The following is a 13,335-nucleotide window of genomic DNA, read 5'->3' on the forward strand; positions in this document are numbered from 1 at the left end:
GCGGAAAGGTCCGTACCGGACGCGTCAAGTGATAGAGGAACAGCGCGCGTTGAGATGGCGCATGCGGTCGGGTCCTGAACGGATTCCCTGCCGTGAGCGCCCGCTGCCACGAACTGCCCTTGATTCGGCTTCAGTTGTTGACGGCGGGCAGGGGCGGGACTACAACCCGGGGAGAGCGCTCCCAACCCGCTGAGGAGACCCCCCATGCAGACGTCCACCGGCACTTCCGCCAGACCTCCGTCCGGAGCCGTGCGCTCCCGTACGGCTCTCGGTCTGGCCCTCGTCCTGATCGTCGCTCTCTTCGCCGCCCTGAGCCCCTCGCCCGCCCGTGCCGCCGACCAGTTGCTGTCCCAAGGGCGGCCCGCCACCGCGTCCTCGACCGAGAGCGGGTCCTTCCCCGCGAGCGCGGCTGTCGACGGCAACACCGGCACCCGCTGGTCCTCCGCCTTCGCCGACCCGCAGTGGCTTCAGGTGGACCTTGGAACGGTCCAGCAGATCACCCGCGTCTCGCTGAACTGGGAGACCGCGTACGCCACCGGCTACCAGATCCAGACCTCGACCGACGCGACCACCTGGACCACGGTCTACTCCACCACGACCGCCACCGGCGGCACCCAGAACCTCACCGTCACCGGCAGCGGCCGCTACGTCCGCCTCTACGGCACCGCCCGCGCCACCCAATGGGGCTACTCCCTCTGGGAGTTCCAGGTCTACGGCCCCGGCAGCACCACCCCACCCGACGACTTCTGGGGCAGCACCAGCGACATCCCGGCGGCCAACAACGCCGTGGAGGTGAAGATCCTCAACCGCACCAACGGCAAGTACCCGGACAGCCAGGTGTATTGGAGCTTCAACGGGCAGACGCACTCCATCGCCGAGCAGCCCTACCTCGACATGCCCGCCAACTCCGCGGGCCGCATGTACTTCTACCTGGGCTCGCCCACCAGCTCCTACTACGACTTCATCGAGTTCACGGTCGGCTCCAACGTCTTCAACGGCAACACCACCCGCGTCGACGCCTTCGGACTCAAGCTCGCCATGCGGCTGCACAGCAAGGACGGTTACGACACCGAGGTCGGCGAGAACCGGGCGACCTTCGCCGAGGACCGCGCGACCACCTTCCAGCGGTTCACGGACGCGGTGCCGGCCCAGTTCAAGGTGCTGGCGCAGACCCAGGCGCCGTACCGGATCATCGCGCCCGGCAGCGACCCGAGCTTCCGCGCGGGCGGCGCCAACGCCAACTACTTCACGTCGTACGCCCAGTCGGTGGGCGTGAACGCGGCGACCTCCGACATCTTCGGCTGCGCGGGCTCGCTGGCCGCCGACCCCACCATGTGCGCCGCCCTCAACCGCCATGTGGCCACGCTTCCGGCGTCGCAGCAGTCCGACCCGGCGCAGTTCTACAAGGCGGCGCCCGCCAACTACTACGCCAAGTTCTGGCACGACAACGCCATCAACCAGCTTGCCTACGGCTTCCCTTACGACGATGTCGCGGGCCAGTCCTCGTTCATCTCGCACGCCGACCCGCAGTGGCTCCTGGTCGCCGTCGGTTGGTAGGCACGGAGGTGCAGCGAAACGGGGCCGCCCTCGTCAGGTAGGGCGGCCCCGCTTCAGCTTCTGATGGAGCTTCTTTCGGCGGGAGTTACTGCACGTTGATCGTGAAGGTGGACGTGGTGTTGCGGATGTCCTGCGCGTTGCCGCTCATCCGCAGGTTGACGAAGGTGGCCGAACCCACGGCCGGTCCCTGACCCGGTTCGGGCAGCTCGTTGGCCCAGATGCCCCAGCCGGACTTGGCGTCGAACGCGTCTCCGCTCTTCTTGGAGTTGGTGATGGAGATGTCGGTGAAGATCGTGTCCTTCACCGGGAACTGGGCCTGTCCGCCTACGTAGTTGGTCTGGAACATCACCCCGCCGTAGGTGGAGTTGTCGATGTCGACGTCGTTGACCCGGATGCCCTGGAAGACCTTCGAGGCGGAGAACGCCCAGATGGCCGGGAAGACTTGGGAGCCCCAGAAGTGGCCGCCCGTCCGGTCCAGGGAGACGTTCTCGATCGTCGTCGGATCGGTCCCGAAGCCGTTCATCGGGTAGCCGAAGTCCAGCGAGGAGATCGTGATGCCGGAGTAGACCAGGGTGTCGGCGACCCTGATGTTGCGGAAGGTGTTGTCGAAGCCGCCGTAGACGGCGATACCGGCCGCGCGCCAGGTGAGCGTCGACGTCAGGTTCTCGTAGAGGTTGTTCTTCTCGTCGGAGCCGCCCGCGTCGATCGCCGAGAAGAGCGCGAAGCTGTCGTCGCCCGTGGCCCGGGCGTCGTTGTTGACGACGTGGTTGTCCGTGGAGCCGTTCGTCATGTTGATGCCGTCGGCGAACGTGTCCCGGATGCGGGAGTTCTTGATGGTCATGTTGTCGGTGTTGGCGCCCCAGTACATGCACACCATGTGCTCGACCCAGATGTCGTCGATGGTGATGTTGGAGACGTTGGAGAAGTCGAATACCTTGCCCGGTCCGTCGATTCGGGACGTGTAGTTCCCGAAGTAGGCGAAGCCGGTGAACGACGAACCGTTCGCGGTGGCCTCGGCCCGGATGCCGACGTCGGTGTTCTCCTGCGAGGCGGGGGCGTGGAAGCGGGTGAACCACGACCCGGCTCCTACGACCTTGACCGCCTTGCCGTAGACCTGGAGCTTGCTGGAGGTCTCGTAGTCGCCGGCGGGCAGATAGACGCCGACGAGCTTGCCCGTGGTGTCCATGCGGACCTTGTCGAGCGCGTTCTGCACGTCCTGCTGCGCGAAGCCGGCCGGGACCACGTAGGCGGCCGGGTCGGGGTTCGCGGTCGCCGTCGCCTGCTCGGTGTTGATGAAGTCGATGGCGTAGGTGGAGGTGTTGGCCGCGTCCTTCTGGAGCCGGATCTTGGAACCCGCCGGAACTGTCCTGCCCAGCAGGAGATTCGCCTCGTCGTAGATGTGGCGCTGGGTACCGGCGCTCGGCGAGTTGCCGGGCGCGGTCTCGGCGCCGTACAGCCAGGCGTACTTGGAGGTGAGGTCGATGGCCTTGAGGAACTGGCCGTCGACGTAGACGTCGAGGGTGGTGTCGGTGCCGTCGGGGATGGAGAAGCGGGTGACCAAGGTGTTGGTCGACGCGCGGGTGGTCCATTCGACGTACTGGCCGGTCGAGTTGAGGGTCACCGCCTTGCGGCCGCTCGCCTCTCCGGCGATGTCGCCGATGGTGCGGTTCGGTCCGACGACCTGGGCGCCGCCGCCCACCGTGCCGTCCTCGGCCTCGTACATGTCGTAGGGCATGTCGGCGCCGCGGCCGACGAACAGGGGTTGTGTGGTGGTGTTGTTGGTCCGCTTGACCGGGAGTTCGTTCGTGTCGTCGGCGATGACCGTCTTGACGGTGAACTTGCCGTTGACGGCCGTCCAGGAGCCGAGGCTGACGGGTGCGGTCGTCTGGCCGGCCGCGATGGTGCCGTTGTAGGAGCCGGTGAGTGTCTTGACCGTCGCGCCGCCCGCGTCCAGGAGCGTCAGCGTGACGCCGTGGGTGCCGGCGGCCGAGTCGACCGTGCCCTGGTTCTTGATCGCCACGGTGAAGGTGACGTTGTCGCCCGCCGAGGCGCTCGACGGGGTCCAGGCGACCGGTGCGGCGACCAGGTCGGAGCTGGAGACCGGCTTGACGACGAGGGCGTCGGGGGCGGTGTAGACGTTGTTGCCCTCGTTCTGCTCGATGACCTTGTTGGACGGGTCCACCTCGGCGCCGAGCGGGTAACTCCCGGCGTCCCGCGTGCCGATGCTCGCCGTGACCGTCGTCGACGCGCCCGCCGCGAGGGCCGGGACGTCGGCCGTGGCGGCCTTGGTGCCGCCGAGCGTGAAGTTCAGGTCGGTGGCCTTGGACGCCTTGCTGCCGCTGTTGGTGACCGTCGCCGACAGGCTGATGGCGTCCGACTCGACCGGGGCCGCGGGCGTGTGGGTGATGCCGGTGACCTTGAGGTCCGGGTTGGCGGCCGGGGTGCCGATCACCTGGAACTCGGCGACCTGCCCGCCCGGGGCACCGGTGTTGGAGGCGAACTTGAGCTGGATGTCGGCGGCGGCACCCGAGACCGGGATGGTCACCGTGTTGCCGCTCGCCGGGTTGAAGACGTAGTCCTTCGCCGCGACGAGACTCGTGAACGCGGTCGCGTCCTGGTCCCGGCCCAGCACCTGGATGTTCTGCGTCCGCGTCGACCACGCGGGGTCGGGGTTCAGCTTGACGACGACCTGGCTGAGGTCGGCGTTCGCGCCCAGCTTGGTGGTGAGGGTGGCCGGGTAGGCACCGCCCCCGCCCTCCCAATAGGTCGCGATCTGGCCGTCGTTGGCGTTCGCGGCGACATAGGTGAAGGTGTACGACGAGGCCTCGATGGGCTTGCCCTGCGCGAGGTCGGAGCCCGCGCCGTTGCCGGCCCGGGTGACGCTGTTGCTCGCCACCGACACGTTCCCTGCGGCGTCCTTCGCCTTCACGTAGTAGGTGACCGTGGCCGTCGCCGACGGGGTGTCGGTGTACGAAGTCACGTCACCGGCAACGGACTTGAGGAGCTGGTCGTTGGCGTAGACGTCGTACCCGGTGACCTGGACGTTGTCGCTCGACGCCTGCCAGGTCAGCTTCACGTCGCTGCCCGACTGCGTGTAGGCGAGGTTGCCGGGCGCGGTCGGGGCCTGGGTGTCGCCGGTCGAGCCCTTGCGGGTGACGCTGTTGCTGTTGGCGGAGACGTTGCCCGCCGCGTCCTTGGCCCGCACGAAGTACGTGATGTCGCTGCCGGCCGGCTGGGTGTCCGTGTACGTCAGCACGTTCCCGGCGACGCTCGACCTCAACTGCCCGTTGGCGTAGATGTCGTAGCCGGTCACGGCGGTGTCGTCGGTGGCCGCGGTCCAGTTCAACTCGATCTGCCCGGTGGCCGGTTCGGTGTAGCTCAGGTTGCCCGGCGCGGTGGGCGCCTGGGTGTCACCGGTCGCCGGTCCGTAGACCTCCAGCTCGGACACCTGCCCGGCGGGCCAGCCGGTGTTCGCCGTGATCAGCACGCGGACGTACCGCGTGGTCGTCGCGTCGAAGGCGATCGTCGTCGACTGGGCGGTGGAACTGTCGAAGGCGTACGCCTTCGAGGCCGTCAGATCGGTGAAGTTCTGGTTGTCGGTCGACCCCTGGATCTTGAGCGTCTGACTGCGGCTCGGCCAGCTGCCCGGCAGCCGCAGCGTCACCTGGTTGACCCTGACCGACGAGCCCAGGTCGACCTGGAGCCACTGCGGGAACGCGTTGTTCGTGCTCTCCCAGTAGGTGTTCTGGTTGCCGTCACCGGCGTTGGCCGCGCCGTAGACATCGGCGTGCCCGCTCTCGCTGAAGGGCTTGCCCAGGGCGAGGTTGGCGGTCTCGGCGGTGGCCGTGAGGACCTTCATCTCGGCCAACTGGGCTGTTCCGGCCACCGAGTTGGCGCTGAAGTCGGCCCGTACGTACCGGGCGAGGGCCGAAGGCACCGAGATCTTCACGGTGTTGTCGTCACCGGGGCTGAAGACGTACTGCGCCGACGACTTGAGCGTCGCGAAGCTCTTGCCGTCGTCGCTGCCCTGGAGCGCCAGCGTCTGCTTGCGGGTCTGCCAGCCCTCGGGCAGCCGCAGCACGACCTGCCGGACGCGCTCGCTCCTGCCGAGGTCGGTCTGCACCCACTGGGCCGACTTCTTCCCGGCCTGCCAGTAGGTGTCGGTGTCGCCGTCGGTGATGTTGGTGGCCTTGTGCGCGCCGCGAGTGCTGCCCGCGGTGGTCTTCGCGCCCGCGGCGACGTCGGGACCGCCGGCCGCGTGCGCGGCGACGGCGGGCAGGCCCAGCACCATCACGGCGGAGGCGAGCGCGGCGATCGCCGCGCGCCGTCCGGGGGATCTCTTCTTGTGTCGGGTGGGTCGAGTCATACGGGTCACTTCCTGCGGAGGCTCGCGCGCCGGTGGGGCGGCGAGGGCGGCTCGTTCCTGGGGCGTGGTGCAGGAGCAGAAAGGTGCGAGGTGAGGAGGTGCGTGCTGCCCCTGAGAGGCAGGTTTTTGCGTTGTTTCATCGAAATATTGCAGAGCGATGGGAAGGGGTCTACAGCTGGAACAGCGCAATATTCACCAGAAACACTCATCGCCCCGGAGTGACACGGGAGTTGGCTTGCGCGGATTTGCGGCCGCTGAACGAAAGCGAACGCAAGTCGCGCAATTTCTTGCGCGATCCAATGTCGTTGAATTCCGCGCCGCTTCTTCCTGGCGGATTCCCCGTCGGCGCGTAACGTGAGGCCCCATGAAGATCCTCATCAGCGCCGACATGGAGGGTGCGACCGGCGTCACCTGGCCGGCCGACGTGTTGCCGGGGACGCCGCAGTGGGAGCGGTGCCGTTCGATGTTCACCTCGGACGTGAACGCGGCCGTCCTCGGTTTCTACGACGGCGGCGCCGACGAGGTGCTCGTCAACGAGGCCCACTGGACGATGCGCAACCTGCTGCTCGAACAGCTCGACGAGCGCACCGAGATGCTCACCGGACGCCACAAGTCCCTCTCCATGGTCGAGGGCGTCCAGCACGGCGACGTCGACGGCATCGCGTTCGTCGGCTACCACGCGGGCGCCGGCATGGAGGGCGTCCTCGCCCACACCTACCTCGCGAACTCGATCACCGGCGTCTGGCTGAACGACGTCCGCGCCAGCGAGGGACTCCTCAACGCGCATGTCGTCGCCGAGTACGGGGTACCGGTGGTCCTTGTCACGGGTGACGACGTGGCTTGTGAGGACGCCCTCGGGTACGCGCCCGAGGCGCTGAAGGTGGCCGTCAAGGACCATGTGTCGCGGTACGCGGCCGTGTGCCGGACGCCGGCCAGGACGGCCGCCGACATCCGCGAGGCGGCGAAGGAGGCGGCGAAACTGGCGGTGCGTCAGGAACCGGTACAGGGCGGCCCGTTCACCGTCGCCCTCGAATTCGACGCCGAACACCTGGCCATGGCCGCCACCGTGGTCCCCGGCGTCGCGCGGGTCGGCGAGCGGAAGGTGGCGTACACCCACGACACCATGTACGAGGGCATCCGGACCTTCAAGGCGGTCACCACGATCGTCTCGGCCGCGGTGGAGGAGCAGTATGGCTGACATCGACGAGCGGGCCCTGGCCGAGGTCGTGACGTTCACCTCGGACCTGATCCGCATCGACACGACCAACCGGGGCGGCGGCGACTGCCAGGAGAGACCCGCGGCCGAGTACGCCGCCGAGCGACTGGCCGGCGCCGGACTCGAACCGACCCTCTTGGAACGGTCCAAGGGCCGCACCAACGTCGTCGCCCGCATCGAGGGCACCGACCCCTCGGCGGACGCGCTCCTCGTCCACGGTCACCTGGACGTCGTGCCCGCGCAGGCCGACGAGTGGAGCGTGCACCCCTTCTCCGGGGAGGTCCGCGACGGGGTCGTCTGGGGGCGCGGCGCGGTCGACATGAAGAACATGGACGCGATGATCCTCGCCGTCGTCCGCGCCTGGTCCCGGCTGGGCGTACGGCCCCGGCGCGACCTCGTCATCGCGTTCACCGCCGACGAGGAGGCCAGCGCCGAGGACGGCTCCGGATTCCTCGCCGACCAGCACGCCGGGCTCTTCGAGGGCTGCACCGAAGGCATCAGCGAATCGGGCGCGTTCACCTTCCACGACGGCTCCGGCCGGGAGATCTACCCCATCGCCGCCGGTGAACGCGGCACCGGCTGGCTCAAGTTGACCGCCCACGGCCGCGCGGGCCACGGCTCCAAGGTCAACCACGAGAACGCCGTCACGCGTCTCGCCGCCGCGATCACCCGCATCGGCGAACACGAGTGGCCGCTACGGCTCACCCCGACCGTCCGCGCCGCCCTCACCGAACTCGCCGCCCTGTACGGCATCGAGGCCGACCTCGACGACGTCGACGGACTCCTCACCAAGCTCGGCCCGGCGGCGAAGCTCGTCGAACCGACGGTCCGTAACAGCGCCAACCCGACCATGCTGAACGCCGGTTACAAGGTCAACGTGATCCCGGGCGAGGCCGTGGCCTTCGTCGACGGACGCTATCTGCCGGGCGGCGAGGACGAGTTCCGCACCACGTTGGACCGGCTCACAGGACCGGACGTCGACTGGGAGTTCCACCATCGCGAGGTGGCCCTCCAGGCACCGGTGGATTCCCTGACATACGCTCAGATGCGGGCAGCCGTCGAGGAGTTCGCGCCCGAGGGGCACGTGGTCCCGTACTGCATGTCCGGCGGCACGGACGCCAAGCAGTTCTCGCGCCTCGGCATCACCGGCTACGGCTTCGCACCGCTGAAGCTCCCCGAGGGCTTCGACTACCAGGCGCTGTTCCATGGAGTCGACGAGCGCGTCCCCGTCGAGGCACTCCACTTCGGCGTCCGTGTCCTGGACCGCTTCCTGAGGACGGCCTAGCAAGTGGGGGAGAACGTGCAGAGTTCGGCGTACGGCTCGTGGCCTTCGCCCATCGACGCGGCACTCGCCGCCGCGCACGACGGACACCCCGAGTACGTGGGTTTCGTCGGCGACGAGGCCTGGTGGACCGAACCCCGGCCCACCGAGGGCGGCCGCCGCACCCTGGTCCGCCGCCGCGCGGACGGCTCCGAGGAGCCGGTGCTGCCCGCCCCGTGGAACGTCCGCAGCAGGGTCATGGAGTACGGCGGACAGCCCTGGGCTGGAACGGTCCAAAACGGTCAACCCCTCGTGGTCTTCGTGAACTTCACCGACCAGCGCCTCTACCGCTACGAGCCGGGGAGCGAACCGGAGCCGCTGACGCCGGTCTCTCCCGTGGGCGGCGGACTCCGCTGGGCGGAACCGCAGTTGCGCCTGGACCTGGGTGAAGTGTGGTGCGTTCTTGAGGAGTTCACCGGCGAGGGACCCGGTGATGTGCGGCGCGTCCTGGCCGCCGTACCGTTGGACCGGTCCGCCGCCGAGGACCGGCGCGCCGTACGTGAACTCACCGACGACCGGCACCGGTTCGTGTCCGGGCCGCGCGTCTCGCCCGACGGGCGGAAGGCGGCCTGGCTCGCCTGGGACCATCCCCGGATGCCGTGGGACGGCACGGAGCTGCTGCTCGCCGAGATCGCGGACGACGGCACGTTCGGGGAGCCACGGACCGTCGCCGGCGGACCCGAGGAGTCCATCGCTCAGGTCGACTGGGGCTTCGACGGTTCGCTGCTCTACGCCAGCGACCGCACCGGCTGGTGGAACCTCTACCGCGACCACCAGCCGCTGTGCGCCCGCGAGGAGGAGTTCGGCGGGCCGCTGTGGAAGCTCGGCCAGCGCTGGTTCGCGCCCCTGGAGAGCGGGCCGATCGCCGTCGTGCACGGCCGGGGCGCCACCCTGCTCGGCGTCCTGGACCCGGAGACCGGCGAGGTCGTCGACGCGGCCGGACCCTGGACCGAGTTCGCCTCCACCCTCGCGGTGAACGGCGAACGGATCGTCGGCGTCGGAGCCAGCCCGCGCAGCGCCTACGAGGTCGCCGAACTCGACACCCGCACCGGCAGGGCCCGCGTGATCGGCGCCCCCCACGACGACCCGGTGGACCCGGCCCACTACCCCGAACCGCAGATCCGCACCTTCACCGGCCCCGCCGGACGCGACATCCACGCCCACATCTACCCGCCGCACAACCCGAGTTGGACCGCTCCAGGCAACGAACTGCCGCCGTACGTCATCTGGGCGCACGGCGGACCCACCAGCCGCGCACCCCTCGTCCTCGACCTGGAGATCGCCTACTTCACCTCACGCGGCATCGGCGTCGCCGAGGTCAACTACGGCGGCTCCACCGGGCACGGCCGCGAGTACCGCAACCGGCTGCGCGAGCAGTGGGGCGTCGTCGACGTCGAGGACTGCGCGGCCGTCGCGCTGGCCCTCGCCGCCGAGGGCACCGCCGACCGCGCCCGGCTCGCGATCCGGGGCGGCAGCGCGGGCGGCTGGACCAGCGCCGCGTCCCTCGTCACGACCGACGTCTACGCCTGCGGCACCATCATCTATCCCGTCCTCGACCTGGCCAACTGGGCCACGGGGGAGACCCACGACTTCGAGTCCCGCTACCTGGAGACCCTGGTCGGCCCCCTCGCCGAGGTCCCCGCCCGATACGCCGAGCGCTCACCCGTCGAGCACGCCGACCAAGTCACCGCGCCCTTCCTGATGATGCAGGGCCTGGCCGACGTGATCTGCCCGCCCGTCCAGTGCGAACGCTTCCTGGAGCGGATGCGCGGACGCCAAGTCCCGCACGCCTACCTCGCGTTCGAGGGCGAGGGTCATGGCTTCCGCCGCGCCGACACCATGATCCGTGCCCTGGAGGCCGAACTCTCCCTGTACGCGCAGGTGTTCGGCATCGAACCGCCCGGCGTCCCCACCCTGGAGCTCACCAAGTGACACCGCTCGTCCACCCGTTCCGACTCGCCCCCGGCGCCCGCGTGGCCGTCGTCGCACCCAGCGGACCGGTGTCCGAGGAACGCCTGGAGGCGGGCCTCGACATCCTGCGCGGCTGGGATCTCGACCCCGTCGTGGCACCCCATGTCCTGGACCGGCACGGCGAGTTGGGCTACCTGGCGGGCACGGACGCGGACCGTGCGGCCGACCTCCAGAACGCCTGGTGCGATCCCACCGTGTCCGCCGTGCTGTGCGCCCGCGGTGGCTACGGCGTGCAGCGCATCGTCGATCTGCTCGACTGGGAGGCGATGCGCGCCGCCGGACCGAAGGTGTTCGTCGGCTTCAGCGACCCCACCGTGCTGCACCAGGCGTTCGCCACCCGGCTGGGCCTCGTCACCCTGTACGGGCCCGCCGCGGCCGGCGCCGACTTCATCAAGAACTCCCGCGCGCAAGAGCACTTGAGGGCGACCCTGTTCGACCCGGAGTCCGCGCGGACCATCCGGGCCGTCCCCACCGGGGGTGGCGCGCTGGTGCCGGGGCGGGCCCGGGGTGTCACGCTCGGCGGGTGCCTGGCCCTGCTCGCCACCGACATCGGCACCCCGCACGCGGCGGCCGGCGCGCGGGGCGGGCTGCTGATGATCGAGGACGTCGGGGAGCAGCCGTTCCGCGTCGACCGGATGCTGACCCAACTCCTGCGCAGCGGCTGGCTCGACGGCGTCGCGGGCATCGCCCTCGGATCGTGGGATCGCTGCGGACCGTACGAGCGACTGCGCCCAGTGCTCGTCGACCGGCTCGGCGGAATCGGTGTGCCCGTGGTGGAGGAGTTCGGCTTCGGGCACTGCGACGGGGCGCTGACGATACCGCTCGGCGTGGCGGCCGAACTGGACGCGGACGCGGGCACGTTGACACTGGACGAGCCCGCACTGCGCTAGCCGTCAGCCGTCAGCCGTCAGCCGTCAGCCGTCAGCCGTCAGCCGGCCGCACGGTCACCCGGTCACCCGGTCACCCGGTCACCAAGTCGTGCTGTCTTCAGTCGCCTTGCCCCCCATCAGTCGCCTTGCCCCCCCATCGGTCGTCCTCAGTCGGATTGTCCTCAGCGTGGAGGTCCCTGTGTCCCGTCGTGCGCCCGGCATCCGTGCCGCGCTGGCTCTCGCGCTCACCGCACCGCTCGCCCTCACCGCACCCCTCGCCCTTGGCGGCCCCGCCACCGCGGCGGATCAATACACCGTCACCGCACTGAAGTTCACCGTTCCCGCGGGTGGCCGGGACTGCACGGTCGACGCCGACCTGTACCGGCCCGTGGGCGTGGACCGTTCCAACCCGGCGCCCGCCGTGCTGGCCACCAACGGCTTCGGGGGCAGCAAGTCGGACGGTTCGACCGACGCCATCGGCAAGGTCTTCGCGCGACGCGGCTATGTCGGGCTCGTCTACACAGGGCTGGGCTTCGGAAAGTCGGGGTGTCTCATCTCGCTCGACGATCCGCGCGTCGACGGGGCGGCCGCCTCGGGGCTGATCGACTTCCTGGCGGGGACACGGGCCGCCGACGACGGGACCAGGGCCGACTTCGTGACCCTCGACGCGAAGGGCGACCCGCGTGTCGGGATGATCGGCGGATCGTACGGCGGCGCGATCCAGCTGGCGACGGCGGCCGTGGACCACCGGGTCGACGCGCTCGTCCCGCTGATCACCTGGAACGACCTGGCGTACTCCCTCGACCCGAACAACGCGGTCGGAAAAGGCGGTTGGACCGTTCCAGGTGCCTTCAAGTGGCAGTGGGCCAACAGCTTCTATCTCACCGGCGAGACCCAGCCCCTGACCGTGCCGGGCCTCGACCCGACCCGGATCAACTCCCTCACCTGCCTGCACTTCGTCACCAGGGCCTGCGCCATGTTCCGCACCCTGAACTCCGGGAACTACCCGGCAAAGGCGACGACCGACCTGCTCGCGTACCAGCACAGCGTCTCGCCGGTGTCGTATCTGAAGCGGGTGAAGGCACCCACGCTCCTCGTCCAGGGCCAGGCCGACACCCTCTTCAACCTCAACGAGGCGACGGCGACGTACAAGACGCTGAAAGCGCAGGGTACGACCGCCAAGATGATCTGGCAGTCGTGGGGTCACAGCGGCGGGATGACCGCCCCGGCCGCCGGTGAACTCGACTTGAGCCAGGGCGACTTGGAGTCGAGTTACGTCGGCAGGCGCATCCTGGCCTGGTTCGACCGCTATCTCCTCCAGCGGAAGAACACCGACACGGGACCGGCCTTCGCCTACTACCGGGACTGGATCAAGGACCCGGCCGACACCTACGCCACCGTGAACCAACTCCCCGCACTCGACGAGAAGTTGTACCTCTCCAGCGACGGCAAGCTCGTGGACAACCGGTCGAAGGTGGCCCGCGGCAGCCGGAGTTACACCAACTGGCTTGTCCCCACGAGCCATTCGGAGAGTTCGCTGAGCGGGACGATCGGCCTGCCGGACCCGGATCCGGCGCCGTACGACACGGCGGGTACGTACCTGGGGTGGACCGGTCCACCCCTGACCCGCACGACGGATGTCGTAGGTGCCCCGAAGGCCACGCTGAAGGTCGTCTCCCCGAAAGCGGAGCGCGCTCAGAACTCCGGCGACGCCGCCGACAACCTGGTCCTCTTCGCCAAGCTCTACGATCTCGCGCCCGACGGCAGCAAGACGCTGGTCCACAGGTTGGTCGCCCCCGTCCGCGTGCCGGACGTCACGAAGAGCTTCACGGTGACCCTGCCGGGGATCGTGCACCGGTACGCGAAGGGGCACCGGTTCCAGTTCGTGATCGCGGCGAGCGACGACGCGTACACCGGGAACCGGGGGATCAAGCCGGTCACGGTGGTCAGCTCGCCGCAGGACACCGGGGTGCTGGAGCTGCCGGTCGCGGACCGATCGTCGCGGACCGAGTCTCACCGTGCGTGATGGCCGATT

The 13,335-nt window shown here is 69.3% G+C and carries 7 protein-coding genes; 6 read left to right on the forward strand and 1 reads right to left on the reverse strand.

What is annotated here, in order from left to right; translation table 11 throughout:
• The first annotated feature begins 204 nt into the window (after positions 1-204).
• Positions 205-1,557 (forward strand): beta-1,3-glucanase family protein, encoded by a 1,353-nt coding sequence (locus R2B38_RS34820; protein ID WP_318019780.1) that lies wholly within the window; start codon positions 205-207, stop codon positions 1,555-1,557.
• Between the two features lie 85 nt (positions 1,558-1,642).
• On the opposite strand, the gene R2B38_RS34825 is transcribed toward R2B38_RS34820, so the two are convergent.
• On the reverse strand, positions 1,643-5,923 hold the full coding sequence (locus R2B38_RS34825; RefSeq protein ID WP_318019781.1) for a discoidin domain-containing protein: 4,281 nt from the start codon (positions 5,921-5,923) through the stop codon (positions 1,643-1,645).
• Positions 5,924-6,287: 364 nt separating this feature from the next.
• Here R2B38_RS34825 and R2B38_RS34830 point away from each other — a divergent pair, with 364 nt between their 5' ends.
• The 5 genes from R2B38_RS34830 (at position 6,288) to R2B38_RS34850 (ending at position 13,326) form a co-directional block, all read left to right on the forward strand.
• Complete coding sequence (locus R2B38_RS34830; protein WP_318019782.1) at positions 6,288-7,121, forward strand: M55 family metallopeptidase; 834 nt, start codon at positions 6,288-6,290, stop codon at positions 7,119-7,121.
• A complete protein-coding gene (locus R2B38_RS34835; RefSeq protein WP_318019783.1) occupies positions 7,114-8,424 on the forward strand; it encodes a M20/M25/M40 family metallo-hydrolase in 1,311 nt (436 codons plus the stop codon). The genes R2B38_RS34830 and R2B38_RS34835 overlap by 8 nt, the downstream gene beginning before the upstream one ends.
• 15 nt (positions 8,425-8,439) lie before the next feature.
• Positions 8,440-10,392, forward strand: a complete 1,953-nt coding sequence (locus R2B38_RS34840) for a prolyl oligopeptidase family serine peptidase (RefSeq protein ID WP_318021872.1) — start codon at positions 8,440-8,442, stop codon at positions 10,390-10,392.
• Positions 10,389-11,321 carry an LD-carboxypeptidase gene (locus tag R2B38_RS34845; protein ID WP_318019784.1) on the forward strand — a complete coding sequence of 311 codons (933 nt, stop codon included), beginning with the start codon at positions 10,389-10,391 and terminating at the stop codon, positions 11,319-11,321. The genes R2B38_RS34840 and R2B38_RS34845 overlap by 4 nt, the downstream gene beginning before the upstream one ends.
• A 178-nt stretch (positions 11,322-11,499) precedes the next feature.
• Positions 11,500-13,326, forward strand: coding sequence for a CocE/NonD family hydrolase (locus tag R2B38_RS34850; protein WP_318019785.1), 1,827 nt, complete (start codon positions 11,500-11,502; stop codon positions 13,324-13,326).
• The last annotated feature ends 9 nt before the right edge of the window (positions 13,327-13,335 follow it).

It is taken from the genome of Streptomyces sp. N50 (assembly GCF_033335955.1).
GTDB lineage: Bacteria > Actinomycetota > Actinomycetes > Streptomycetales > Streptomycetaceae > Streptomyces.

What these genes read in the sequence shown, in the direction of transcription:
- R2B38_RS34830 (WP_318019782.1), top strand. Translation starts at nt 6,288, where the DNA reads ATGAAGATCCTCATCAGCGCCGACATGGAGGGTGCGACCGGCGTCACC.
- R2B38_RS34835 (WP_318019783.1), top strand. Translation starts at nt 7,114, where the DNA reads ATGGCTGACATCGACGAGCGGGCCCTGGCCGAGGTCGTGACGTTCACC.
- R2B38_RS34825 (WP_318019781.1), bottom strand. Translation starts at nt 5,923, where the DNA reads ATGACTCGACCCACCCGACACAAGAAGAGATCCCCCGGACGGCGCGCG.
- R2B38_RS34820 (WP_318019780.1), top strand. Translation starts at nt 205, where the DNA reads ATGCAGACGTCCACCGGCACTTCCGCCAGACCTCCGTCCGGAGCCGTG.